Source organism: Pseudomonas sp. Leaf48, assembly GCF_001421885.1.
GTDB lineage: Bacteria > Pseudomonadota > Gammaproteobacteria > Pseudomonadales > Pseudomonadaceae > Aquipseudomonas.
The window spans coordinates 254,221-278,626 of record NZ_LMLH01000003.1; the positions used below are offsets into that span (position 1 = coordinate 254,221).

At 55.8% G+C, this 24,406-nt stretch carries 24 protein-coding genes; 8 read left to right on the plus strand and 16 right to left on the minus strand.

The features are described 5' to 3' along the window. Positions 1 to 7: 7 nt before the first annotated feature. From ASE98_RS04220 to galE, 3 genes are all read right to left on the minus strand, one after another. A complete protein-coding gene (locus tag ASE98_RS04220) occupies positions 8 to 1,063 on the minus strand; it encodes a polysaccharide biosynthesis/export family protein (protein WP_060540172.1) in 1,056 nt (351 codons plus the stop codon). A gap of 136 nt (positions 1,064 to 1,199) precedes the next feature. Continuing rightward, entirely contained in the window at positions 1,200 to 1,445 is a 246-nt protein-coding gene (locus tag ASE98_RS25545) for a hypothetical protein (RefSeq protein ID WP_082457478.1), read from the minus strand. Between the two features lie 250 nt (positions 1,446 to 1,695). Beyond that, positions 1,696 to 2,712: a UDP-glucose 4-epimerase GalE gene (gene galE / locus ASE98_RS04225; protein ID WP_060540113.1), complete on the minus strand. Its 1,017-nt coding sequence runs from the start codon at positions 2,710 to 2,712 to the stop codon at positions 1,696 to 1,698. A 390-nt stretch (positions 2,713 to 3,102) separates the two neighbouring features. On the opposite strand from galE, the gene galU reads away from it, so the two are divergent. Continuing rightward, a complete protein-coding gene (galU, locus tag ASE98_RS04230; RefSeq protein WP_060540114.1) occupies positions 3,103 to 3,936 on the plus strand; it encodes a UTP--glucose-1-phosphate uridylyltransferase GalU in 834 nt (277 codons plus the stop codon). A gap of 72 nt (positions 3,937 to 4,008) precedes the next feature. Beyond that, on the plus strand, positions 4,009 to 4,431 hold the full coding sequence (locus tag ASE98_RS04235) for a hypothetical protein (protein ID WP_060540115.1): 423 nt from the start codon (positions 4,009 to 4,011) through the stop codon (positions 4,429 to 4,431). Between the two features lie 4 nt (positions 4,432 to 4,435). Here the strand turns inward: ASE98_RS04235 and ASE98_RS04240 are convergent, their stop codons facing one another. The 8 genes from ASE98_RS04240 to ASE98_RS25550 form a co-directional block, all read right to left on the minus strand. Further along, entirely contained in the window at positions 4,436 to 5,587 is a 1,152-nt protein-coding gene (locus ASE98_RS04240; protein ID WP_060540116.1) for an SGNH/GDSL hydrolase family protein, read from the minus strand. 3 nt (positions 5,588 to 5,590) lie between these two features. Then, on the minus strand, positions 5,591 to 6,634 hold the full coding sequence (locus ASE98_RS04245; RefSeq protein ID WP_060540117.1) for an acyltransferase family protein: 1,044 nt from the start codon (positions 6,632 to 6,634) through the stop codon (positions 5,591 to 5,593). A 12-nt stretch (positions 6,635 to 6,646) separates the two neighbouring features. Next, positions 6,647 to 7,750, minus strand: a complete 1,104-nt coding sequence (locus tag ASE98_RS04250) for a hypothetical protein (RefSeq protein ID WP_060540118.1) — start codon at positions 7,748 to 7,750, stop codon at positions 6,647 to 6,649. Next, positions 7,750 to 8,970, minus strand: a complete 1,221-nt coding sequence (locus ASE98_RS04255) for a polysaccharide biosynthesis C-terminal domain-containing protein (protein WP_060540119.1) — start codon at positions 8,968 to 8,970, stop codon at positions 7,750 to 7,752. Before ASE98_RS04255 ends, ASE98_RS04250 begins: the two co-directional genes overlap by 1 nt. Then, a complete protein-coding gene (locus ASE98_RS04260) occupies positions 8,967 to 10,079 on the minus strand; it encodes a polysaccharide pyruvyl transferase family protein (protein WP_060540173.1) in 1,113 nt (370 codons plus the stop codon). The genes ASE98_RS04255 and ASE98_RS04260 overlap by 4 nt, the downstream gene beginning before the upstream one ends. A gap of 15 nt (positions 10,080 to 10,094) precedes the next feature. Continuing rightward, positions 10,095 to 11,177, minus strand: a complete 1,083-nt coding sequence (locus tag ASE98_RS04265) for a glycosyltransferase (RefSeq protein WP_060540120.1) — start codon at positions 11,175 to 11,177, stop codon at positions 10,095 to 10,097. Positions 11,178 to 11,278: 101 nt separating this feature from the next. After that, positions 11,279 to 13,507, minus strand: coding sequence for a polysaccharide biosynthesis tyrosine autokinase (locus tag ASE98_RS04270; RefSeq protein ID WP_060540121.1), 2,229 nt, complete (start codon positions 13,505 to 13,507; stop codon positions 11,279 to 11,281). A 50-nt stretch (positions 13,508 to 13,557) separates the two neighbouring features. Continuing rightward, a complete protein-coding gene (locus tag ASE98_RS25550) occupies positions 13,558 to 13,992 on the minus strand; it encodes a low molecular weight protein-tyrosine-phosphatase (protein WP_082457479.1) in 435 nt (144 codons plus the stop codon). Positions 13,993 to 14,323: 331 nt separating this feature from the next. Between ASE98_RS25550 and ASE98_RS04275 the strand changes: the two genes are divergently transcribed. Beyond that, a complete protein-coding gene (locus tag ASE98_RS04275; RefSeq protein WP_060540122.1) occupies positions 14,324 to 15,283 on the plus strand; it encodes a cellulase family glycosylhydrolase in 960 nt (319 codons plus the stop codon). A gap of 253 nt (positions 15,284 to 15,536) precedes the next feature. Continuing rightward, positions 15,537 to 16,463 carry a transaldolase gene (tal, locus tag ASE98_RS04280; RefSeq protein ID WP_060540123.1) on the plus strand — a complete coding sequence of 309 codons (927 nt, stop codon included), beginning with the start codon at positions 15,537 to 15,539 and terminating at the stop codon, positions 16,461 to 16,463. A 230-nt stretch (positions 16,464 to 16,693) separates the two neighbouring features. On the opposite strand, the gene rssC is transcribed toward tal, so the two are convergent. The 3 genes from rssC to ASE98_RS04295 form a co-directional block, all read right to left on the minus strand. Continuing rightward, entirely contained in the window at positions 16,694 to 17,176 is a 483-nt protein-coding gene (rssC, locus tag ASE98_RS04285) for an anti-sigma factor antagonist RssC (protein WP_060540124.1), read from the minus strand. After that, positions 17,173 to 18,357 (minus strand): two-component system response regulator RssB, encoded by a 1,185-nt coding sequence (gene rssB, locus ASE98_RS04290; protein WP_060540125.1) that lies wholly within the window; start codon positions 18,355 to 18,357, stop codon positions 17,173 to 17,175. The genes rssC and rssB overlap by 4 nt, the downstream gene beginning before the upstream one ends. A gap of 380 nt (positions 18,358 to 18,737) precedes the next feature. Then, on the minus strand, positions 18,738 to 19,427 hold the full coding sequence (locus ASE98_RS04295; RefSeq protein WP_060540126.1) for an MlaA family lipoprotein: 690 nt from the start codon (positions 19,425 to 19,427) through the stop codon (positions 18,738 to 18,740). Between the two features lie 199 nt (positions 19,428 to 19,626). On the opposite strand from ASE98_RS04295, the gene ASE98_RS04300 reads away from it, so the two are divergent. Both ASE98_RS04300 and ASE98_RS04305 read left to right on the plus strand, forming a co-directional pair. After that, the gene (locus tag ASE98_RS04300; RefSeq protein WP_060540127.1) at positions 19,627 to 20,247 is read left to right on the plus strand and encodes a hypothetical protein; all 621 of its coding nucleotides are present in this window, start codon (positions 19,627 to 19,629) and stop codon (positions 20,245 to 20,247) included. 109 nt (positions 20,248 to 20,356) lie between these two features. Beyond that, on the plus strand, positions 20,357 to 20,620 hold the full coding sequence (locus tag ASE98_RS04305) for a DUF4404 family protein (protein WP_060540128.1): 264 nt from the start codon (positions 20,357 to 20,359) through the stop codon (positions 20,618 to 20,620). 57 nt (positions 20,621 to 20,677) lie between these two features. On the opposite strand, the gene queF is transcribed toward ASE98_RS04305, so the two are convergent. Further along, entirely contained in the window at positions 20,678 to 21,508 is an 831-nt protein-coding gene (queF, locus tag ASE98_RS04310; RefSeq protein ID WP_060540129.1) for an NADPH-dependent 7-cyano-7-deazaguanine reductase QueF, read from the minus strand. Between the two features lie 49 nt (positions 21,509 to 21,557). Continuing rightward, entirely contained in the window at positions 21,558 to 22,094 is a 537-nt protein-coding gene (copI, locus tag ASE98_RS04315; RefSeq protein WP_060540130.1) for a copper-resistant cuproprotein CopI, read from the minus strand. A 155-nt stretch (positions 22,095 to 22,249) separates the two neighbouring features. Between copI and ASE98_RS04320 the strand changes: the two genes are divergently transcribed. After that, positions 22,250 to 22,930, plus strand: a complete 681-nt coding sequence (locus ASE98_RS04320; protein ID WP_060540131.1) for a heavy metal response regulator transcription factor — start codon at positions 22,250 to 22,252, stop codon at positions 22,928 to 22,930. Continuing rightward, on the plus strand, positions 22,930 to 24,279 hold the full coding sequence (locus ASE98_RS04325) for a heavy metal sensor histidine kinase (protein ID WP_060540132.1): 1,350 nt from the start codon (positions 22,930 to 22,932) through the stop codon (positions 24,277 to 24,279). Before ASE98_RS04320 ends, ASE98_RS04325 begins: the two co-directional genes overlap by 1 nt. The last annotated feature ends 127 nt before the right edge of the window (positions 24,280 to 24,406 follow it).

A 24,406-nucleotide genomic window follows, 5' to 3' on the forward strand; every position in this document is an offset into this window, starting at 1 on the left:
ACGGGCCTTATCGGTTGTTGGCTTCACTGAGGTTGTTTTGCGCGGCAGCGCCTATGCCCAGAATCGAAGCCGATGGCACCAATTGGCTGATGAAGCGGTTCCAGCGAGTGACGTTGGCAGGGCCGACGTAAACGATGTCCTTGGGGTGCACATCGAAGTGCGTGGCCAGGGCCATGGCGGAAGGCGATTCGGCTTGCAGCTGATAGATCCTGGCCGGTTCGACATCGAGGTTTTCAACGCCCCTGATGACGTACACCGCGTTGCCGTTGGAGGTGTTCTGGTTCAACCCGCCGACCGAACCGATGACGTCGGACAGGTTCATGGTGCGGGTCTTGAACGTCAACGCACGTGGTTGATTGACCTCCCCCATCACATAAATCTTTTTGTTGTCGTTGTAGGGCAGGTACAGCTGATCACCGCCGCGCAGGTAGACCTTCTGCAACGCCGAATCCTGTTGATTGAGCGCATCCAGGTTCAGCGGATAAACCCGCCCGTTTCGCGTCAACAGCAGCCCGGACAGATCGGCATTGAGCGGATCGATGCCGGCCGACCCCAGGGCCTCGACGACGCTGAGCGGATTGGTGGATATCGGCTGCGGACCAGCCTTCAACACGGCACCCGAGACCACGATTTTCTGGCTGGCAAACCGCAGGACCGCGACATCCACTTGCGGGTCCGAAATGAACGTCGACAACTTCTCGGCGATATCGGAGCGCAGTTGCTGGATGGTCTTTCCGGCGGCCTGGATTTCTTTGATGTAGGGGTAGTAAAGCGTGCCATCGGAGCGAACCAGACGGCCGTTGGCATCGATTTGTTGCTGCGCCCCCGACGGGGCCGTGAGTTCAGGGTGGTCCCATACCGTGATGTACAAGACATCGTTATTACCGATCAGGTATTCGGCGGGCTCCACCAATAGCTCCGGTGGCAGAGAATCACGTACGGGGGTGGCTCTTTCCATGGCGATGAGCTTGGGGGTAATCGGGATAAGCTCGACCCGACTGCTTTCGCTGGTACCTTCGCGAGTGATATCACTGCTGCTCAGATGTTGACCCGGAGAAAACATGCAACCTTGCAAAGCAATACTTGCCAGCATTAAAAAAGGAAAACTACGATTCATAACAGCACGCTAGTCAGGGGCAAAGCAAAACAAGATCACCCGGCATTAACCGGGCAATCTTGTATTACAGCTGCAGGTTTTCTCAGTTACTTGTACCGGTGGTCCCGGTAGTACCAGTGGTTCCGGTAGTGCCAGTGGTTCCGCCGTTGGAACTGCCACCACTGTTGGACGCTGCAACCGCCGTCGCAACCAATGCAGTACTCGCCATTGCGGCTTGTGCAGCGGTCACGTCACCCAGGACTTTCGTATCCAGGGTCAGCGGTGCTTCTACGGCGATTGCCCAACTGCTTGTCATGGACAAAAGGGCTATTACCAGCATTCTTTTCATATCAAATTCCTCCCTGGTGCTCGACGTTTCGGATTGATACCAGGCGTTCAGTTAATTGCAGAACATGATCAAGCCGCAAGGTGTTCGAATTCGTCGCCAACACCGCATGACTGCCACATGTCGAACGGCAATGTTCATATCTACGGGGTTGCCGGGCACATGAACAGTCAATTTTCCCGACGTTCTTTAACATCGTCGCCAGAGATAACAGTTGAGTGGTAATCGATGATCCCCGGCTCGCCAGGAAACCTTACTCGAGGTAGCCCTTGGGATGACTGGATTGCCAGCGCCAGGTGTCGGCCATCATCTCCTGCAGATTTCGAGTGGCCGTCCAGCCCAGTTCCTGCGCAGCCTTGGAGGGATCGGCCCAACACTCGGCAATGTCGCCCGCGCGTCGCGGCTCCACTCGATAAGGCACCGGGCGACCGGATGCCTGCTCGAACGCGTGCACCACTTGCCGAACGCTGTAGCCGTCACCCGTACCCAGGTTCCAGACATTGATTCCGCTGCCGCCAGAGATCGTCTGCAGTGCTTTGAGATGCCCGTCCGCCAGGTCCACGACGTGAATGTAATCGCGCACGCCGGTGCCATCGACCGTGGGGTAATCGTCACCAAAAATCGACAGCTCATTCAGGCTGCCTACGGCTACCTGACTGATGTAGGGCACCAGGTTATTCGGAATGCCCCGGGGATCCTCACCCATGAGCCCACTGGCGTGAGCGCCGACCGGATTGAAATAACGCAACAGCGCAACGCTCCAGCGCGGCTGAGCAGCGCACAGATCATGCAATACGTTTTCGATGATCAGCTTGGATTGCCCATAAGGGTTGGTGGGAGTGCCCGTAGGAAAATCCTCGCGGATCGGCATGTGTTCCGGCGCGCCGTAAACCGTGGCCGAGGAACTGAATACCAGACGGAACACACCGGCCGCGGCCATCGCCTGACACAGGGTGATGCTGCCGCAAACGTTGGCCTGGTAGTATTCAAGGGGCTTGCGCACGCTCTCGCCCACCGCCTTGAGCCCGGCAAAATGCAGGACCGCATCAATGGCATGCTCCTGGAATATCCGGTCGAGCAATGCCCGGTCGCACACATCTCCACGAATCAATAATGCGGACTTTGCGCAGATGGCTTCCACTGCATGCAACGCGGCTTCAGAGCTGTTGCACAGGTTGTCCAGCACAACCACTTCATAGCCCGCCTCAAGCAGTGCAAGTGTTGTGTGCGAACCGATATAACCGGTTCCACCTGTTACCAGAATTTTCATAGAGCGGTCCATAGTCGGGTATTGGAAGTGCCAAATAGCGCGTGACTGCAGACAAAACACGCGCAAACGCAGGCCGCAGATGCAATTGCGTCCAGCCGTTTAATCACATCCCATGCAGCCCGATATTCTTTTCCGGGCACGAATCAGCGCTACTTACTTAGTAACACTTTAAAAACCCCAACTCCACGACAACACCCCGACTAAAACTAACTAAACACCATCCCGCCAGACAACTAATAACATTGAGCCTGTTTTACACGCCCTCATAATTGCTATTAACAAGACACATCATGTATTAAGACATATTATTCAGCAACACATCGAAACTCACAGCCATCGTTGATAGCGTCTTGCGACTGACTGTGGAAAATGACTTACCAGGATATAACCATGATTCGTAAATGCTTGTTCCCCGCCGCTGGCTACGGCACGCGTTTCCTGCCTGCTACCAAAGCAATGCCCAAGGAAATGCTGCCGATCGTCAACAAGCCATTGATTCAATACGCCGTTGAAGAGGCTCGGGACGCAGGTCTGCAGCACATGGCGATTGTCACCGGTCGGGGCAAACGCGCATTGGAAGACCACTTCGATATCAGTTACGAACTCGAGCACCAGATTCGCGGTACCGAGAAAGAAAAGTTTCTGGCCAGCACCCGGGAGCTGATAGAAACCTGCACATTCGCCTACACCCGTCAGGTCGAAATGAAAGGCCTGGGCCACGCCATCCTCAGCGGTCGCCCCTTGATCGGTGACGAACCCTTTGCCGTGGTACTGGCCGATGACTTGTGCCTGAACCTGCAAGGCGACGGCGTGCTGGCGCAAATGATCGAGCTCTACAAAAAATTCCGCTGCTCGATCGTGGCCATCCAGGAAGTGCCACGCGACCAGACTCACAAATACGGGGTGATTGCCGGCGAACAGATTTCCGACGGCATCTACCGGGTCAACAGCATGGTTGAAAAACCTGCCCCCGAAGACGCGCCATCCAATATGGCGATCATTGGCCGGTACATTCTGACCCCCGACATCTTTGATCTGATCGCCGATACCCAGCCTGGCAAGGGCGGCGAAATCCAGATCACCGACGCGCTCATGAAGCAGGCGCAAAATGGCTGCGTACTGGCCTACAAATTCGATGGCCTGCGCTTTGATTGCGGCAGCGCAGAAGGCTACATCGACGCGACCAACTTCTGTTATGAGCAGCTGTATCTCAAGGGCCACTAACCAAAGGGCCTGGCGCACTCAACGCTCCCGCACCGGAGCCGTCGTCAACTTCCATCATTCCGGCAAAACACTATGAACACAGTACAAAGCTCGGTTGAGATCGAACTGAATGCGGGCAACTCCGGAGTGGTGGCGTGGCAGTCGAAAAACCCGTCGTTGCCCTCCTCTACCCTTCCCGGCGCGGGCACATCCCTGCTGGTAGAGCGCATTGGCGTGTTCCCTTCTTCGGGCGACATCCATCGCCACATCGAAGACCCGCGTCCGCTTCTGGCCCACTTGAAAAGCCTCTACGCCCACAAGGCGCTGGATGTCGACGAGCGCGACGGCCTCAAAGTGATCTTCAACGATTGGCGTTTCCGGGTGCGCTCCCTGCGTGGCGTCCCGGCTATCGTCCTCAACATTGAATCGCGCCGGGATCCCGAGCTGATGCCGCTGAAAACCGCAGAACTGCTGAACCATCTGCAACACTTCGAGAACGCCCGCCTTGAGCGGTGAATGACTATTTCAACGCAGCACCGCATTCACTCCGGGGCCCGGGAGCCCCATCGACGATCAAGCGATAGAAAAAATCCGCGATCAGCCGACCGCCGGAAGCCGGTATCGGGTGAATGTTATCGGGGCCGATCATCGGAGTCGGCCCGTTGCTGGCGTAGCGCTTGAAGTCCGGGCCGAACGTGCATTGCAGGCTAGCATAGGCAATGTTCTGCGAGCGCGCCCACGGCTCCAGGACCTGCGCATAATCCGACATCGGATAGGCACTCGAACGCGTGGTGTCCTGCCGCATGATCACATTGATGCTCGCCATCGGATGAACCTCGCGAATCATCCGCGCCAAGCCTTTCATGCGCTCCAGGTAGTCCTTGGGCTTTACCCCGAACCCCTGATCATTGCCGCCCAGCATAATCAGGTAAGCGTCTGCCGGTATCTTCGCAACGACTGCTTTCCACTGGACCTGCCACTGACCGTCGCTTTTATAGAAATCGGCGGACGCAGCACCGGAGGCGGCGAGCTTGGAGACCCTGATCCCGCCACGGTCATTGCTCATCCACAGCCCGAACAGCGTTGGCGCCCCCTCGACCACTTCCAGCCTGAGCGCCCAGGCAGCACCGGCCGGCACGTCGGCCAGCTGCACTGCCTGGACACCCTGGCCGGCAAGCGTCAACGAGCGCCACGGATCCGAAGAGCCCCAGCGATAACGCAGTTCATTGGCTTTGCCGTTTCCAAGGTAGAGCAACCGGGCCTGGGAAATGGAAGTATCGATGGCCGCTGTTTCGTTGGAATCGACCTCGAGATAGGCACCCGCGTGCCCGGTGATGGTGCGACTGTCCGGACTCGCCTGGCCAAGCGAGGAAACATCCCAGTCACCGCCGAAGTATTTTTCACTGCTGCGGGTGTACTTGATGTTGGTACCGCCAAGGGCGGCACCGTGATTGAACCCGACATAACCAGGCCCGGCGAAACCGAATTCTCTGGCCAATCGTTGAGTGAGCTGATTGAGATAAAAATCCTGCCCGGCGCTGTAGCTGTCGCCGATCACCGAGATCGCCAGGACCTTGTCCTTGTGCCCACCCCATTGCGCCAGCCGCTGGTGCGCGGCTTGCACTTCGAGCGCCGGCACCGCTACCTCACGCATCTCATCGATATAGGCCATGTTTCAGCCAGCCTCAGGCATGTGTTTCGGGCCTGGTTCCCGGGGCTTTTTGCTGACCGCGCGCTCGCCCAGGAAGAGGACAGAGGTCACGCTGAATCGACTGAACACATTCGCCAACAGCACCGGCCCCAACAGGCCGCTGAACAACCCGGCAAAGACCAGAGCGCTTTGATCCGTGACACCCAATCGACCCAGGGCGAACCGTGACGTGGCAGCAAACAACACGTGAAACAGGAATATCGCGTAGGAGTACCCTCCAAGCCAGATCAGAAATCTTGAGCGCATGTCACTCGACAGCAAGGCAACGCAGGAAACACACCCCACCAGCAGGCCGACAAGGCTTCGGCGATCAACGATCAGCTCGCGGTCCACAGTGGCTATGTAGAGCAAAGCTATCGAAATCAGGACGAATACAACCGGGCCAATACCTTTGAGCGAACGCTTCAAGGCACTGACGTTTTCCTGGCAAATCATCCCGGTCACAAAAAACGGCAGCAGATAGATGGCGCCGTTGATACCGAACGCATCGACCGCAAAAGGCGGCAACAAAAACACGACCGCCGAAAATGCAAACAACAGGTAAAGGTGCAAAGGCGTGCGCAGTAAACCGCGCCACTGCAGGAACCCGACAAACATGAAAATGATGAATACAGCCTGCAAGAACCAGAAATGGTTGACCGGCACGTAGAACGACAACAAGGCGTCGACCACACTGAGATCCTTGTTGACCCCCGGCCCGACCGCCTGCAGCAGCGAAAACGGAATCCCGACAAAAAACAGCGGCAGGATCAGCCGTCTCACTTTGCCAGTGAAGTAGGCAGAAAAATCATTCCCCCTGATTTTGTAGATGGAATAGATGTAGCCCGAGATAAACGTGAACAACGGCATCCGCACGTAGACCATAGAGTCGGCGATAACCCGATAAGGCGATCCCAGGTCGATTTTCAGCCCGCCGCCAAATGGCCCGATGACGTGATAAAGCACCAGCAGAAGACACGCCAGGCCTCGTAATGTTTCTATTTCCAGCGACTTCTTCTTGCTTTGCATGGAACACAAACCTCAGTTCAAAATTCTGTTTTCAACCAACTCAGGTTTTCTTGAGCGCAGCTGCAATCCCAGCCCCACAAACAGAACGGGTACCACCATGGAAAAATGACGGGCAAAGGAGCCGAAGTCGGGTTCGAACAGGCCCTGCACCAACAAAAACGAAAGGGGTATTGCGATCAGCTCTTTGACTTTCGGTTCGATGACTGAGCCGTTGTAGTGACTCGATGTGATCATTTTGAACATCAGCACCGAGGTCATCATCATCAGCACGACAAAGATTATCTGCCCCAGGCCGGACAGAAGGATCAGCTCTACAGGGAACGACAATCTGAAAAATATGCTCATCGAATCCACGGCCTGCGAAACGAAGTCACTTCCGCTAATCCACGACACGATCAATGACTTTGAGCCCTCTTCGCCCAGCGTGCGTTGCTCGTTGCTATTGGCTCGAATGGACGAAACCGAATAGCCGGCCAGCAACTGAATCGCCGTTGCGATCGCCAGATAGAACATGAACAACATCAGGAAAAAGCTGAAACGCGACACGTGCTTCTTCATCACGCAGATTCCGACCCAGACCAGCGAAAACAATATCCAATAGGGTCGAACCAGTACGCCATAAAACATCGAAGAAAGAAAAAAACCCGCTCTGTATCGTTTCGAAAATGAAAATACCAGGATGGTAATTACCGCCACCGAGACAATAATTTCCTTGGTCAGGTTATCGAGAAAGAACGACCTGACCACTCCCCACAGGCACAAGGTCAGAAAAATCGTTAGCGGCAACCTTCTGAAAATAAAGATCGGGATTGACGTCAGAAACAGATTGCACAGCATCCCATAGGCCCACGCATTGTCCAGATTGATACCGGTGGGACGTAGCACATAAGCGGTACAATCGTAAGAAGAGCGGTCTGGCGAAAACGGATTCCAGAAGTTGCAGTTGTCGGAACGAGCGTATGACGTCCACAACGTCATCGCATCGGGACCTGGCTCTCGGTGGATCAGCAGGGGCATCGCGACGGACAGAAAAAGACCGCACAGCAAAATCAGGAATGAGATCGACGAGTCCAGTTTTCTTCCGCGAAATTCTATGGAAGGCAGAGATAAAGCCATTACAAAGCCCCCTTAGACCGGGCAAACCTGGCCAACAAAGCAACAACGATTAGCTGCACGGTTATAGAAAAGACATTCCCCCATGCCGCCCCATAAATTGAATAGTGCTTGATAAGGACATAACTGACAGGCAGTGAAATCAAAAGGCATATCACCGCACTGGCCAGTGACACCCGATTATTCTTCGAGGCAATTAGGCCTCCCCATACGATGTCACCGACGGCGCGAAGGGCAAAAGAGAAAATCAGGATGCATAGAATCCCGTTGTCCGGACGCGGGACTGCCGCGTCCACATAATCCAGCACGACATTAAAGAAAATATAAATCAGCACGGCAACCGCGCAGGAGACTATCAAAGAGCGCAATACCCATTGATTGAAGAACAGTTGCCGGACCGTAAGTGCCTGTTGATTATTCTTATAACGCTTGGCGAGCACAGGGATGCCAATGACGGCAACAACCGCAAACGAAAGCGCTTGCAAGGTATTAGCGGCAGACCAGGAGTATACGTACTTACCGAGGCTGTCGTAAGGTTCAAGGTCCGCAATGAGAAACCGCTCTGCAAACTGACTCAACAAAATCAAACCGTCACCCAGATAAAACGGCAACCCTGCTTTCCAGACAGAGGCTGTAGTCACGGTAATGACTTCCCGGCTCTTATGTACGTTGATAACAATAAAATACCCGACCACTATCACCAAGAGGTTGCTGATTACCCATAACCAAAGGACACTGGCAATGCTGGACACCACGCCGGCCATGAGTCCTCCAACCGCAATCAGCGACCAGAGCCCGGTTTTCAGGAAGAACAACAACGCTCCCCAATTGGCTTTTTGTGCCGAAAAAACAAACGAGTTTATTTCGAAGGAAAGATGCTCCGTGACCATAAGCAGCGTGACGCATACGATCAACGCGGCACTCACCTGAACGTCGCTGAAAAGTGAGTAGAGTGAGACCGTCACCACCGAAAACAACAAACCAACGGCCAGGTACAGGAGCAATACTTTATCGATGACGAGCCGGGAGCTTCCCCCGATGCTGATTAGTCGATTGATCTCAGAGCTGAACCCGACGCTGTAAAACTTCGAGGCAAGCAAAGGAGCGATCACTACGACGCCGTAAAAACCCAATGAGTCGTAACCCAGATAATGAGTGATGGCCAAGACCAGCAAAAACTTTGAGCCTAATGCAGTCGCCCTTAGCAACAACCGAAATATCATCGAACAACTCCTTTGATGATATTGTCCATCAGTGCCGTTTTGGCGACGATTTCTTTACAGTTCGCCGTGAGTTTACTGCCAAATATGGAAAGAGCGTTGGGGGCGTAAACCGTATCAATGATGGTGTCGACATTGAAATCTCCTTCGTTGATCACCCAGTCTTCCACACCCATGTCCTGATAAGCACCAAAGCCTTTGCGCTCATAACTGATATGGAAAGCGGGTACTCCGGCCAGGAGCGACTCAATAGCGCCGTGCAGCCGCACGGAGATAACCAGGTCCGGTTGATACTTCGCAAGTGCCGCCTTCAAGGGCGGCAAGTCTTGCGTAATGCCAAGTTCCCGATAAAACGCACCGTCATCGTTGCCCCGGCCAGTGCTTTGCACAGCGTAGACCACTTCACTTTTGGCCCTTAACATCCTCAATAGAAGCCTCAGGTTTGAAACGTAGCTGATTTTCTTCTCTTTACTCCATTGCAACGGCTTGCGTAAAACAATACAGATCACGGCAGGAGATGATGCACAGCGGATGAGTTTTGGCTGCAGCAGAATTTTTTTCGCTAACGCCTGGACCGCCATGTCCGGTGCTCGGTATACATTTTCGTTGGTCTGGAAAATGTCCGACGACCTGTTGTCCCTGACGAATACAGCATTGGCGCTGGCGTAGTGCTCCACGATTGTGCTGCTTTCACCGTGGAACGGACCGATACTTTGTGGGAGGTAAATAGACGGCACCTTGCTCAAAATTGCGGTTTCAAGCTGTTTGGCATGGCCCAGTTTCAGCTTGATGTGTTCCAAGGCACTTTTTGACCGCATGTACCCACCGCCCACCCCTACAATCAGATCGCTGCTATTCAAAAGATCGGCAAGGGGGCTATAAGATTGTTTAAGGAAAATCGCCTCCTTCACCCTTCCAAATCCTTTAGCTGCCATGACCGGCGCGCCATAGCGCTTATAGGGAAGATAACCAAATGATTGCGGGTCCGACGCAACTACGTTGATTAAAGTGCCGGCACCAAAATTTCGCAGCACCGTGGCTATTGCCAAATCCACGAGTAGACCATCACCCGAATTGGACGCACTGTAGCCATGCAAAATAGTTACGTTCATCATCTGATTTTCTACTTAATAATTTTGAGCGGAATACACGTCGTAGGTTTGCTGAATCATCAACGTTGCACTGAACCGCTCGCGCACCTTCTTGCGACTTTCAGCGCCAAGTTCCAGTAGTTTCTGTTTCTTGATATTCACCAAGATGTTGGCAAGCTCCTGATAGTCACCCGTCGAGAACAAGTAGCCGGTGATTTTGTCCGTCACCAATTCAGGAAGCGATGTGCAGTCACTGGCTATCACCGGCACGCCCATGGCCATCCCCTCGAGAGGAACCATGGCAAAGCCTTCCCAGCGACTTGGAACAATCAGGGCGTCCGCCGATTTGTACAGTTCGTTTACTTCAGCCGGGGTCACCCATGGCAGGTACTCCACCGCATCAATATCAGGGCACTCTACGGAGTCATCATTGACAGCACTCCCGACCACAGTGAGTTTCAAGTCCGTTCGATCGACTTCGGTGAACGCTTTGAGCAACACATCGAAGCCTTTCTGATAGTCCAGTCGACCCACAAACAAGAGCTGGATGTCCGCTCCCCGGTCCGGCTTGGCCTGATCACTCTTATAGTGAATTCCGTTATAAATCAGTTTCATACGGTGGCGATCGATACCAAACGACGCCGCTTTATCCAACTCGTACTGACTGACGCAGATAATGACATCTGTCACTTTCTGCAAAACCCGCTCAACCAGCGAATACACTTTCTGTTTGACTGGAGAACCCTCCATCAAGAAGGAAAATGCGTGCGGGCAGTAAACGATTTTAGGTGACCGCCATGGGCGCAGGAGCAGACAGACGCTTCGGCCAATGACACCGGAGAAAGTGCTGTGCAAGTGCACGACATCCGGTTTTTCCTTGAAGATCACCTGGGCTAATTGCCAGGCAAAACGCAACAGGGATACTACATCTCTCTTCTTTCTCGAGAAGGTCCTGATGTTTCGCTCATCAATGCCGTGCAGTTCTTTCTTCTGGTCGTGCGGAACTAGATAAACAAGCTCATACTTCAGAGCGTGATCTTGAGGCGGGGTCGATATCGTACGAATGACCGTCGCAACGCCACCTTTTATGGTTTCCGCCACATGTAGTACTTTTTTCATAATCCATCCAACTCCATGAACTTGGTCGCAGGTAAAACAGCGCTGAGAGTGGTTATCTTCGACCCACTCTCAACCCGACTACCTGGTAGATAGAACTCGCTTCAGGACTTGTCAGAGGCGTATTCATAATTGTAATAGGCATAGCTGCCATTACCGTAATAACTGGACGCCCGCTTCTCGACACCATTAAAAATGGCGCCCTTCAACTCGATACCGTTTTGCGCAAACCGACGAATTGTCAGCTCAATCTCTTTGGCGGGATTCACACCAAAGCGAGTCACTATCAAATTAATGGCAGCTTCACGCCCAACGATTGCAGCATCTGTAACCGCAAGAAGGGGTGGCGTATCGATGATGACTACATCGTAGAGCTCACTCAATCGCGCCAGGAGCTCTCGAAAGTTGGCATGCATCAACAGTTCTGATGGATTGGGCGGTACCTGCCCACGACTGATGAAATGCAGGTTATCCATCTCGAGTTTGTTGATGGCCTGCTCAATACTGCAGCGCTTGGTCAAAAGGTCTGATAATCCATTGCTGATCGGAGTAGCCAGGGATTTGTGCAGATGACCTTTGCGCATATCGGCATCGATCAATACGACCCTCTGCCCGCTTTGAGCGATCACCGCGGCCAGGTTCGAGGAAACAAACGTTTTGCCCACTTGCGGGCTAGGGCCGGAAATCATGATCCGGTTGTTGGTCGCATCCAGCCCCGCAAAGTGCAAACTGGTTCGCAGGCTGCGTATCGACTCGATGGACAGGTCAGTAGGATTGCGCAGAGCCAACAGAAAGGACTGGTTGTTGACGCCATCGCCCACCCGAAGTTTTTTGCTGTCCTCTTCCTGTTGCAGGGCGCTGTACGGAATGGAGGCATAGACCGGCAGTCCGAGTTGCTCGATGGCTTCCGGCCCCTCGATTCCTCGGCTCAATGATTTACGCACCAACACCAAGGCAACACCGACAAAACCGCCCAGGAAAGTTGCAATGAGAATGATCAAGGCTTTGCGTGGCTTGACCGGGGATGTGATATCGACATCGGCCGAATCGATCAGCCGCGCATTACCAACCGCCCCTGCCCTTACGATGTCCAATTCCTGGGACTTGTTGAGAAGTTGGGTGTAGATCTGTGTCGCCACTTCCACATCACGAGTGAGGTTCAATAGCTCCTGTTGCGTGGCCGGAAGATCCTGAACCTTCTTCTCCAAACCGTGACGTTGTTTGTTCAAGTCCCCCAACTGAGCCATCAAGGCGCGGTAGGCCGGGTGCTCTCGGGTGAACTTTCGATCAAGGTCCGCTTGCTGGAGTTTCAAATCAGAGATGCGCGTATCCAAAACCACCATCTGTTCCAGTACAGATTTGGTTTCGAGCGAGATATTTACTGTATTTCCGCGGGTTTGATAGGTGTTCAGCGCGTTGCTGGCTTTGATCAGATCCTCTTTAACCTGAGGGAGTTGTGCCTGCAGAAAATCCAGACTCTGGGCCGCCTCGGCAGAGGTGCGCTGCACATTCTGCTCCACGTAAAGCGCCGAGATCTTGTTCAGAATTTTTACAGCCAAGGTGTAGTCGGTGCTGGCCAGGGCCAGGCTTATGATGCCTGACTCTTTACCTTGTTCGGAGACCTCAAGGGCGTCCTGATAATTCTTGATGGTGACAATTCGTGGATTGCGAACGACTTCAAATTCAGTGCCAGGGTTCGCGACCATGTGCGCGACAAGCACCTCGACCCCATTCTCCACGGCGGCTGCGCCTGTGGTTCCGCCGACCAACAAACCGCCATCTTCATCGTAGAGTTGGAAGCGGTTCTGCTCACCGGCAATCAGGGTCAATTTTTCGCCCAACAACTCATCAGGCAGTTTGAGCTTTTCGATTTCCAGCAGTTCGCCCCCCCAGGCGAAACTGTTCATGCCCAGGCGCGGAGGCGAAACACTTTGCGCGGGGGTACTTTTAAATCTTCGCGCAATGAAGCCACCCACAACGGGAAAGGTGTGGGGCGTTATCACAATATCCAGGCGCAGGTCATCGACGGTTTTGCCGATGACAGTGCGGGACTTGATAATTCCGATCTCGGTAGCCGCCGGGGATTGCCCACCGAGCATGCTGCTGATATCCGAGAAACCCAACATGTCGTTCTTTTTAGGCTCGACCTGTACCAGAGCGTTCGCCAGATACACGGGCGACGATAATATCGCATAGGCGGCGCCGGTCACCATAAACGCACCGGTGATGGCACCTATTAACCATTTATGATCAATCAATGTGCCTAGTAAGCCGAGAAGATCAATCTCGTCTTTATCTTTATCCCGAGTGCTGACTACTGACGGTAACTGCATAAGGTCTATTCTTTTACCTTTAATACTAATCTGAAAACCATCCATCAACGTCAGAGGCGCTGTGCCCATGAGCACACGGCATCTTTAATCAATGCATGGGCATGGACAAAAGCAGCTTTTCCTTGACGATACGGATCCTTGATTTCTCGCTCACTCTGCCACTTGCCCAGAAGAAACACTTTGCCCCGCGCGTGCGGTGCAACTTTCAGTACATCCGCTACATGGCCCTTTTCCATGACAAGGATAAGATCGGATTCATCGACAATGGCTGAAGTAATCTGGCGCGCCCGAAACGCTTGAGCGCAAAGCCCTTGCTCTTCCAGCAACTGGCGGGCATTGCTTTCCATAGACTCGCCTGCCCGCGCGTGCAAGCCCGCGGAGGTCACGACGATCGGTGAAGGTTCCAGTGCGTTGCGCAGCAACAGTTCGGCAGTGGGGCTTCGACAAATATTGCCAACGCAAACGATAAGAATATTTCTGAACAAGGCTACTTTCCCCGTAGTGTGTCGATTTGGCCAATCTATCGCGGGGATATGAGTGAACCGACAGGTCGGTCCCGCATTCAGAGATGGATCAATGTTGTTGATGCAAGTGTATTAGATACCACGACTCACAAATAACGCCCAAGCAGAATAGCCGGACTAAAAATAACGACGGCGCCGCTACTGATAATTACCAGACAAAAAATAACATTTCACTTCACTCACCCTCACCTACAGGCAAATCGGTCTTATGGATTGAATGAACTCCGCCTTGCCCCTCCAGTCTGATTCATTGCAGGACTACAGTATTACCTCAGGAACGTCCAACAAGACAATGACAAATTTCAAACTGTTTACCGCCTCGTTTGTTTTCGTATCCGGCATACTCAATCAGGCTTATGCCAGTGACACTTTTCCGGCGCTGAAAGAAGAAAACAGCACAATAGGTATTCAAGTAAAGATTCAAAACTTCACCGCCACCGACGCCCGGCAGATCAAAGAGGCCGGTTTCGGTTTCGTGCGTTTTGGCGTATGGACCAACAGCCTGGCAAACCCTGCGTATCAAACCCGGATCAAGGAAGCCTTTGCTGCCGCCGGGTCGGCTGACCTGCCGGTGTTGATGACCGTTCGCTCTACGGTGGCTCTAACCAACAGCACCAACAGCGGCAGCCGGGATCTGGCCAGCGCTGGAGAGTCGTTCGCCCATTCCGTCATCAATCTGGAAAACACCTACCACAGTCAACTTGTGGCCATTGAAATCTGGAATGAACCCGATTTGTCGAAATATTGGCCCACAGGCGATTTTGAGCAGACGTTTGTCCCTTTCATGAGTGCCGTATGCAACTCGTTGAGCAAGCGCGATTACTCGACGCCAATGATCGGTTTTGGATTTGCAAAGGCGCCGACCGCAAACTCCAAGGCGAGCGTCGCGCTGACCAGGATTGTCAACGATCATCCACAGTGCCTGACTGCGGTCTCGTACCACCCCTATGGGATGTCGCACAGTGAAATCAGCCGGACCCAGGCGTACATTCTGGATACTTTCCATGTACCCGGTGTCATTTCCGAATGGGGCGTGCCGTCGCTCACACGCATCGGCGGAACTACCGGCCAGGCATCAAGGATCACAGACTTTATTGCAGGCATCAAAAAGCTGAACGTACCGCTGACCTCGATTTACGAATGGAAAAACACCGATTCAGGAAGCAACGACCGCGAGAAGAACTTTGGTTTGATGACATCGGATGGCAAGCCCAAGCCAGCGGCAACTGCTGCACAAGCGCTGTTGAAATAACCGGCGTTTCAGACGGATATGAACTCTGCGCCTGGGCAGACAGGCGCAAGGCGGGAGGGGCTGCCCAAGCGTCAACGGTCAGTTGCTTTGAACCTGCCGGGCGATTCGGCATCTTATTGATCAATACCAGGCCCCTCCTTTCCAGCAGCCGTTTTCAAGTTGTTGCCGCAGGGGCTATCGATACACGTAAGCGCCCTTGAGTGGCTGTCAGCGCTCGGGTAATGTCACCAGACCCATAGGACAGAGCACGCCCATGACTTCCAAGCTGGAACAACTTAAACAAATGACGACCGTGGTTGCCGACACCGGCGACTTCGAAGCTATCGCTCGCGTCAAACCCGTGGACGCCACCACCAACCCGTCGCTGCTGCTCAAGGCTGCGGCCATTCCCGCTTATGCCGAGCTGTTGAACGCTTGCGTCAGTGACTGCAAGGGCGATGTCGGCCTGGCCAGCGACCGTTTCGGCGTCGCGGTGGGCCAAGAGATCCTCAAGGTGATTCCGGGGCGTATTTCCACCGAAGTGGATGCGCGCCTGTCATTCGACACTGACGCCGTGTTGACCCGTGCGCATCGCCTGATCGAGTTGTACGAACAGGCCGGCATTGGCCGTGACCGCGTACTGATCAAGATCGCGTCGACCTGGGAAGGCATCCGCGCTGCCGAGATCCTCGAAAAGGAAGGCATCCAGACCAACCTGACCCTGCTGTTCTCCTTCGCCCAGGCCGCCGCCTGTGCCGATGCCGGGGTGTTCCTGATTTCGCCGTTCGTGGGGCGCATCTACGACTGGTACAAGAAAGCCAATGGAAACGACTACACCGGCGCGGATGACCCGGGCGTGCAGTCGGTGACCCGTATCTACAACTACTACAAGGCCAATGACTACAAGACCGTGGTCATGGGCGCGAGCTTCCGCAACCTCGGCCAGATCGAGCAACTGGCCGGCTGCGACCGCCTGACCATCAGCCCGGACCTGATCGACAAGCTGGCGGCGGATACGGGCAAGCTGGAGCGCAAGCTCGCTCCTGGACATGCTGGTGAAGCCCGCCTGAGCCTCAATGAAGCGCAGTTCCGCTGGTTGTCCAACGAGGATGCGATGGCGACCGAAAAGCTGGCCGAGGGGATTCGTCAGTTTGCCCGGGATCAGGAAAAGCTCGAGGCTTTGCTGCAAGCCAAGCTGTGACCTGAGCTGGTGTAATGCAAAAAGGGCGAACCCTGGTGGGTTCGCCCTTTTTTGTGTCTGGAAGGACAGGTTGATCTCGCGGAAATGAGCGGTGACTGTGCTGCCGCCTTCGCGGGCAAGCCCGCTCCCACAGTGTCCGTGTCGAACTCACATTTTGTGGGGCACGCCAAACCTGTGGGAGCGGGCTTGCCCGCGAAGGCGTCCGGACAGGCACCCATTTTCTCAGAGGATCAGTGACGCTCCAGCGCATTCACCAGGTCATGGAACGCTTCACGATTGTGGTCGTTCAGGCCCATGAGGATCTTGTGCGCTTCGAGCACCTTGATCCGCACCACTTCTTCCGACTGATCCTGGTCTGGAAGGTCGTCCAGGCACTCAGGGCACGGCACGGGCTGGTCAACGATGTTGAACACTTGCTCGAAGCCCATGGACTGCAGCAGACGGGTGATGTCTTCGTGGGTGGTGACGACAGTCGGCAACAGGCCGACCTTCTGCCGCGACAGGATCGACAACTTGGCCAGCAAGCCAAGGGTGGTGCTGTCGATGCTGCGGGTTTCGGTCAGGTCGATCACGATCGCGTTGAAATTCAACGCGGTGAAGATCCGCTCAATAGTCGCATCCAACGCCGAACACAGGGTCAGGCGAACTTCACCGACGAACTTCAGGACGAAGGTGCCGTCCTGCTCGGCGAACTGGATTCTACCGGTACTCATTGAAGATTCCTGCTCAACACCAACAGGGCGATATCATCCGGCATCTCCCCTAGCGTGGCCAATCCAAAAACCTGCCGCAGCCCATCCAGGGTGCCGCCCGCAGCCTTGACCCGTTGGGGCAACGCCGCCTCTTTCTCTTTGAGTGTCGGTTCTGGCAAAAGGTCCAGAATGCCATCAGACATCAGCGTCAGGCTGAACGTCGGTGGCAGCTCCAGCACGTGATCTTCGTAGGTGGCTTCGTTGAAGAGGCCCACTGGCAGACCGCGCCCTTCCAGATAACGAACACTGTCTGGTGTGTACAACACTGGCAACGGCAGATGACCGCCGATGCTATAGGTCAACAAACCTGTCTCCTCGTCGATGACTCCACCGACCATTGTGACGTGTTTACCCAGCTTACAGCTGATCAGGCCCCGGTTGATATGACCCAGAACCTCTGAAGGCTTGAATTCCGGCAAGGTGCCGCTGCGCCTGGATTCGAACAGCAAGCGCGTGGTCATGAACTTCAGCAGCACGGTGACGAAGGCTGAAGAGGCGCCATGCCCGGAAACGTCCGCCAGGTAGAACGCAACCCGGCGCTCGTCGACCCGAAAATAGTCGACGAAATCACCCGACAGGTACAGCGACGGGATGATCTGGTGAGCAAACTTGAACTCGTCGATGGTCCAGGGGCTGACCGGCAGCATGTTCATCTGCACCTGGCGACCGGCGTTCTGGTCTTCCTGGAGCAGATTGAGGCTGGCTTCGAGCTCGCGGTTGGCCTTTTCCAGCTTCTCGCGGTAGCGCTGGTTCTCCAGCAGCAGGCGCGCACGATCCAGGGCCCGGCGCACCGAGTGCTCAAGCACGGCCAGATCTTCGAGTGGCTTGATCAGGTAGTCGGCCGCGCCCAGGCGCAGGGCCTCGACCGCGTCGTTCATCACTCCGGCACCCGATACCACGATCACCGGCGTTTGCGACGAGCGTTCGGTGACCTGACGGATGAGTTCGAGTCCGCCCATCTGCGGCATGCGCAGATCGCAGATGACCAAGTCGGGCTTGTCTTGCTCGAATACCTGAAGTCCCTGCTGGCCATTGCTGGCCTGCAAGACGCTGAAACCACTGTCTTCCAAATAGGCGGCGAGGCTCGCGCGCACTACTTCGTCATCATCGATTATCAGCAGCGTGGCACTGGTTTTTGGCATGTGGGCAAACGGCGCCAGAATTAGGTTGGCGTAGCAGGAGGGGCATTTTACCCGGCTCGAACTACTGGATTCGCTTTCTAGCCTCTCTGCTGCACCGCTTTCGAGCATTTGCCCTATTCACATGTACACCAGAGGTGCCCTTCTAAGGCGCAGACGGTACTCCCATCCGCGAAGCGTTTCAAGCTCACGCCGATGGTCGCTTGACGTCAACACTTGTCAAATCACCGGGAGTTATAAGAACCATCAAAACCGTAACCCAATGGAAGGATCAAACCCATGGGTAAAACCCGTCGGGACTACGGTGAAAAGCGCGATTTCATTCGCCCCGGCAAAACAAAAAGGCGGCCATATGGCCGCCTTTCCTGTATTACAGGCCGAAATCAGAAATCGTCTTCAACCTGTCCGTCCTTGACCTTGAACTCACGGTTCTGCAAGTACGCATTGCGGATGAAGGTGTACTTGTCGCCGCTGATCAGCTTCTCGCTCGACAACAGGCTGGCACGGGTGTCGACAACGTTCAGACCGAAAACCGAATTTCGCACCGGCACGTCGTTGATATAACGATACGGGCCGGTATAACCATCGACGTACTTCGATGGCGCATCACGCAAGGTGCTAGGACCGAGCAACGGCAGCATCACGTAGGGACCACTGCCTAGCCCCCAATAACCAAGGGTCTGGCCGAAATCTTCATCATTTCGTTGCAGGCCCATCTTCGTGCCGACATCAAAGAAGCCCAGCAGGCCGAACGTGGTGTTGAAGAGCAGGCGCGCGGTATCGACACCGGCAGCAGCCGGTTTGACCTGCAGCAGGTTGTTGGCAAGGTTGGTGACATCACCGACGTTGCGGAACATGTTGTGAATGCCGTCTTCGAGGAACTGCGGGGTGACAAACTCATAGCCTTGCGCCAACGGCTTCAGGCCGTAGGTATCGACGAAGTCATTGAACTCGAAGATCGGGCGGTTGACGCTTTCCCAAGGATCTTCTTCCGTTGCTGCCTGGGCAGTGAACGGAACCAGCAACACGCTGGCACACACACATATCTTGGCTAGATGATTGCTCCAGCGCATAGAAAAAACTCCTTGGACTGTACCGGCCCGGGCGCCTGGCCCGGACAACAAGCTGGCAAGTATAAGACGGAAACAGCGTTTCGGGCATATGAACGGACCACACTGGCACAAATTGGCACCAAATGTGACCGATTAGCATCTTTGTAACTCAACTGTCACTGTGCCCCGCTAGCGTTGAGGCTATTTCAGGGACGCTGACATGCCACAAGCCCAAGCCTTGCCCCAGACCGCACCCAGCCTGACCGCCGTATTGTTTGGCCTCAGTGGCTGCCTGGTGGATTTCGGCGCACGCGCACAGCGCCACGACAACCCTCTAGCCGAATACGCGCAAGTCACACCGGGAGCACTGGACAGCCTGAGCAGCCTGCAGCGCCAGCAAGTTCCCTGCGCATGGCTCGATGAACTCCCCCTCGCCGTCAGCCATGCCTTGGCCTGCGCTCTGCCGCAATGGGTGAAACCTGCGCAACATCCAGCATCACTCAATCCATGGCCCGCACCGAACGCCTGCTGGCAAGCGTTGATGTCGTTGAATGTCGAACGGCTGGACGGCTGCGTGCTGGTCAGTGGCGAGCCGCGATTGCTGCAATCGGCGCTCAATGCCGGTCTATGGACCATCGGCCTGGCATCCTGCGGCTCACTGTGCGGCCTGCCCCCCGAGCAATGGCAGGCGTTGAGCCCGCAGGAGCGCGACAGCAAACGCGCCAGGGCGACCATGCAACTGTTTGGCCTGGGCGTGCACTCGGTGATCGATCACCTTGGTGAACTCGACACCTGCCTGGCCGATATCAACCTGCGTCGACTCAAGGGCGAAAAGCCCTGACCGAGATCATGCAGTTTGTGCGCGAGTGGATTAATCTAAAGGTCAGCCATAGACCTTTGGCGTAACGTTACGGTCTATGCCAGTGCCTATCGATAAAAGGAAGACCGTCATGCCTGCCCGCGAACTGCAAGAACAGCTCAATGCCCTGCGCGAGCAATTGGAACAAAACCCTCCGCTGTCCGAATCAGAGCGCGAGAACCTGCACGAACTGATGCAACAGATCGAACTCAAGCTTGAGCTCGAAACCAAGACTCAGGACTCCAGCCTCGCCGACGGCGTCAACCTGGCCGTGGAGCGCTTTGAACTCGAACACCCGACCCTCGCCGGCACCCTGCGCAACATCGGGCAGGCCTTGGCCAACATGGGGATCTGAATCGGGTAGAAGCACTGTAGGAGCGAGCCTGCTCGCTCCTACACCTACAGGGGGGGGTTACTGGCGGGCCAGACGATGATTCGGCAGTTGCGCTTCTTCCGTGCTGCGATACGGATTGATATCCAGCCCGCCCCGGCGCACATAACGCGCATACACCGTCAATTTCTCGGGTTTGAGCAACCGCTGCAGGTCGAGAAAGATCCGCTCCACACACTGCTCATGGAAATCCGAGTGCTGGCGGAAGCTGACGATGTACTCCAGCAGACTCGCGTGATCGAGCGCCGCGCCGCGATACTCCACCGCCACGCTGCCCCAGTCCGGCTGGCTGGTCACCGGGCAATTGGATTTGAGCAAGTGGCTGTGCACGCTCTCTTCGACAATGCGCGATTCATCACAACGCAGCAGTTCAGGGCGCGGATGCTCGTAGTTGCTGACGCTGATATCCAGCTCATCGATGCACACCCCCGGCAACGCCACCACACCTTCAGCCTCGACATCCTTGAGGCTGCGAATGCGCACGCCCACCGGCTTGCCGGCAGCAGCCGACAAGTCCTTGACCAGCGTCGCTTCCAGGCTCTCCGTATCGGCAAAGGGGGTCTGGTTCAGCGAGTTGAGGTACAGCTTGAACGACTTCGACTCGATGATGTTCGGCGAATCCGCCGGGATGCTGAACTCGCCGATCGCCACCACCGGCTTGCCCGACGGCAACAGCCAGGACAGTTCAAAGCAGTTCCAGAAGTCCACGCCCTTGTAAGGCAGGGTTTGCGCCGTCAGGCCCAGTTCGGCCCATTTCGCGGTGCGCGGGATCGGGAACAGCAGGGACGGCGTGTAAGTGGCGATGTATTCGCTGGATTTGCCCAGCGGCGAGTGTTCGGCTGCGGGATGCATGGCGGAAACCTGTCTGAAGAATCAGCCGATTCTACCAGCCTTTGAGTGCTTACTGACTGACAGACACTTTGCCGACCATGCCAGCCTGGTAATGCCCGGGAATGTTGCAGGCAAATTCCAGGCTGCCGGCGCGGCTGAAGGTCCAGGTCAGCTCAGCGGTCTTGCCCGGTTCGACCAACACGCTATTGGGGTCGTCATGCTTCATGGCATGCCCTTGCGAGGCGTGCTCCATCGCGGCCATGGCGTTGTGGTCCATTTCCTTCATGCCGGTAGGTGTCAGCATGCCGCTTTGCTGCATCTGCAACATTTCCTGCTGGTGGCGGGCATGCATCGCCGCGTCCCCCAGGTTGAACTCGTGCAGTAACTGGCCTTTATTCACCAGCACGAAGCGCACGGTTTCCCCGGCTTTGATGTCAATGGACTGCAGATTGAAGGTCATGTCTCTCATCACCACTTCAACGCTGCGGGTCGCCTTGTTCGCCGGCGCGGGTTGGCCGAAATCGTAGGCAGGTGCCGGACCGGCCCATACCGGCGAGCTCAACGCCAGCAAACAAGCGACTTGCATCAGGGATTTGCGAAAAAACATCGTCGTACTCCAACAAGGTAAGGCTCGGCTTGGGGAAAACTCTAAACTGCTGGCACTGCCTGTAACCTGACAGCCAGATTACAACTTTGTAAGGTTGAGCTGCATCAAGGCCACCCACGGTATAAAGCGTTCGTACCATCTTGATAGAGTCGCCCATGAAACTGCTGATCGTCGAAGACCAACACAAAACCGGCCTATACCTGCGCCAGGGCCTGACCGAGGCCGGGTTCAATACGGAACTGGTGGCCGACGGCAGCACCGGCCAGCAATTGGCCCTCAGCGGCGATTACGCCCTGCTGATCCTCGACGTGATGCTGCCCGGTCGCGATGGCTGGCAGATTCTGCAGGCGGTGCGCAGCGCCGGCCTCGACACCCCGGTACTTTTTCTGACGGCGCGGGACGCGGTGGATGACAGGGTTCATGGCCTGGAACTGGGTGCCGACGACTATCTGGTCAAGCCGTTTGCCTTCTCCGAACTGCTGGCCCGGGTTCGCAGCCTGTTGCGTCGTGGCAGCGTTGCCCCACAGGAGACCAGCCTGCATCTGGCCGACTTGCGCCTGGACCTGATCCGCCGTCGGGTTGAACGCAGCGGCCAGCGTATTGACCTGACCGCCAAGGAGTTCGCTTTGCTGGAAATGCTCCTGCGCCGCCAGGGTGAAGTCCTGCCCAAATCACTGATCGCGTCCCAGGTGTGGGACATGAACTTCGACAGTGACACCAACGTCATCGAAGTGGCGATCCGCCGTTTGCGCCTGAAGATCGACGATGAATTCCCCAACAAGTTGATCCACACCGTGCGCGGCATGGGTTATGTCCTTGAAGAGCGCCCAACCTGATGCGCCGACTGTCCTTGAGCAGCCGCCTGGCGCTGCTGTTTGCCGCGTGCACCGCCGTGGTGTCGTTGTTCGCCGGGGTGTTGTTCAGTCGCGCCAGCGAGGCGCACTTTGTTGAGTTGGACCAGCAGTTGCTGGACGGCAAATTGATCGGTGTGCGCCGCGCCCTTCAGGACCTGCACTCGAGCACCAGCGAAACAAGATTGGCCGACGAGCTCAGCCGCCAGGCCGATCTGTCCCTGCGCATCACCGGCAGTGATGGCCAGCGCCGGTATGAGAGTTCGACGCAGCTGCCGCAAGCGTTACCGCGCCAGCCGGGATTGTCCACGGTGAGCCACGAGGGCACCGCGTATCGCGTCCTCAATGCACCGCTCTACCCCGATCAGGCCAACTCGCCACAGCTGACGCTGTTGCTGGATATCACTCATCACCAGCACTTTCTGCAACGCATGCAGCACTTGATCTGGCTGACCGTCGGCTTGTCGGCCCTGGCCACCGCGCTGCTCGGTGCCTGGGCGGCGCGCAGGGGGTTGCGGCCATTGCGACGGATGAGCACGATCGCCAGTGGCGTATCCGCGCAATCGCTGAGCTCACGTCTGCCGGAAGAAAACATGCCGCCGGAACTGGCGGAAATGGCCCACAGCTTCAACGCCATGCTCGGACGTCTCGACGACTCTTTTCAGCGGCTCTCAGCCTTCTCTGCCGACATCGCCCATGAGCTGCGCACACCACTGTCGAACTTGCTGACCCACACCCAGGTTACCCTCACCCGCCCTCGCCCCATCGAGGACTACCGTGAAGCATTGCACAGTAACCTGGAAGAACTGCAATGGATGGCGCAACTGGTCAACGACATGCTGTACCTGGCCAAGGCGGACCACGGGTTGTTGGTGCCCACACGCCAATCGCTGGAGCTGGCGGAAGAAGCGGACCTGCTGCTGGAGTTTTTCGCGCCGCTGGCGGAAGACACCAGGGTTACGCTTGGCCGCGAGGGCCATGGGCGAATCGAAGGCGACCGCAGCATGTTGCGTCGGGCACTGTCGAATCTGCTGGACAATGCCCTGCGGTTTACCCCGGTCGACGGCCAGGTACGCTTGCGTATCGCCGAGCAACCGAAGCAGTTGAGCATCATTGTGGAAAACAGCGGCGAAGGGATTTCAGCGCAACTGCTGCCGCGGTTGTTCGACCGTTTCTACCGAGCCGATCCGGCGCGTCATGAGGGCAGCAGCGAGCATGCGGGGTTGGGGCTGGCGATTACCCAGTCGATCGTGCGGGCCCATGGCGGGCAGATTCGTTGCGAATCGGAGAATGGATGGACGCGGTTTGTGATTGAGTTGCCAAGGGGGGAATGAGGCCGGTAGGGCCGGCCTCATCCCTGGCAAGTCGGATCGCCGCTCCGCAGCTCCCCAATGGAATCACACATTTGTGCACAACACCGGCCCTTGTGGGAGCCGGTCTGCCGGCGATCGCTGTATCAGC

Coding starts and splice junctions, on each gene's coding strand:
- ASE98_RS04300 (WP_060540127.1), top strand. CDS start 19,627: ATGCCACAAGCCCAAGCCTTGCCCCAGACCGCACCCAGCCTGACCGCC.
- tal (WP_060540123.1), top strand. CDS start 15,537: ATGACTTCCAAGCTGGAACAACTTAAACAAATGACGACCGTGGTTGCC.
- rssC (WP_060540124.1), bottom strand. CDS start 17,176: ATGAGTACCGGTAGAATCCAGTTCGCCGAGCAGGACGGCACCTTCGTC.
- ASE98_RS04250 (WP_060540118.1), bottom strand. CDS start 7,750: ATGGCTTTATCTCTGCCTTCCATAGAATTTCGCGGAAGAAAACTGGAC.
- copI (WP_060540130.1), bottom strand. CDS start 22,094: ATGTTTTTTCGCAAATCCCTGATGCAAGTCGCTTGTTTGCTGGCGTTG.
- ASE98_RS04245 (WP_060540117.1), bottom strand. CDS start 6,634: ATGCAAAGCAAGAAGAAGTCGCTGGAAATAGAAACATTACGAGGCCTG.
- ASE98_RS04325 (WP_060540132.1), top strand. CDS start 22,930: ATGCGCCGACTGTCCTTGAGCAGCCGCCTGGCGCTGCTGTTTGCCGCG.
- rssB (WP_060540125.1), bottom strand. CDS start 18,357: ATGCCAAAAACCAGTGCCACGCTGCTGATAATCGATGATGACGAAGTA.
- ASE98_RS04295 (WP_060540126.1), bottom strand. CDS start 19,427: ATGCGCTGGAGCAATCATCTAGCCAAGATATGTGTGTGTGCCAGCGTG.
- queF (WP_060540129.1), bottom strand. CDS start 21,508: ATGCATCCCGCAGCCGAACACTCGCCGCTGGGCAAATCCAGCGAATAC.
- ASE98_RS04270 (WP_060540121.1), bottom strand. CDS start 13,507: ATGCAGTTACCGTCAGTAGTCAGCACTCGGGATAAAGATAAAGACGAG.
- ASE98_RS25545 (WP_082457478.1), bottom strand. CDS start 1,445: ATGAAAAGAATGCTGGTAATAGCCCTTTTGTCCATGACAAGCAGTTGG.
- ASE98_RS04320 (WP_060540131.1), top strand. CDS start 22,250: ATGAAACTGCTGATCGTCGAAGACCAACACAAAACCGGCCTATACCTG.
- galE (WP_060540113.1), bottom strand. CDS start 2,712: ATGAAAATTCTGGTAACAGGTGGAACCGGTTATATCGGTTCGCACACA.
- ASE98_RS04275 (WP_060540122.1), top strand. CDS start 14,324: ATGACAAATTTCAAACTGTTTACCGCCTCGTTTGTTTTCGTATCCGGC.
- ASE98_RS04305 (WP_060540128.1), top strand. CDS start 20,357: ATGCCTGCCCGCGAACTGCAAGAACAGCTCAATGCCCTGCGCGAGCAA.
- ASE98_RS04260 (WP_060540173.1), bottom strand. CDS start 10,079: ATGAACGTAACTATTTTGCATGGCTACAGTGCGTCCAATTCGGGTGAT.
- ASE98_RS04240 (WP_060540116.1), bottom strand. CDS start 5,587: ATGGCCTATATCGATGAGATGCGTGAGGTAGCGGTGCCGGCGCTCGAA.
- ASE98_RS04220 (WP_060540172.1), bottom strand. CDS start 1,063: ATGTTTTCTCCGGGTCAACATCTGAGCAGCAGTGATATCACTCGCGAA.
- ASE98_RS04255 (WP_060540119.1), bottom strand. CDS start 8,970: ATGATATTTCGGTTGTTGCTAAGGGCGACTGCATTAGGCTCAAAGTTT.
- ASE98_RS04235 (WP_060540115.1), top strand. CDS start 4,009: ATGAACACAGTACAAAGCTCGGTTGAGATCGAACTGAATGCGGGCAAC.
- galU (WP_060540114.1), top strand. CDS start 3,103: ATGATTCGTAAATGCTTGTTCCCCGCCGCTGGCTACGGCACGCGTTTC.
- ASE98_RS04265 (WP_060540120.1), bottom strand. CDS start 11,177: ATGAAAAAAGTACTACATGTGGCGGAAACCATAAAAGGTGGCGTTGCG.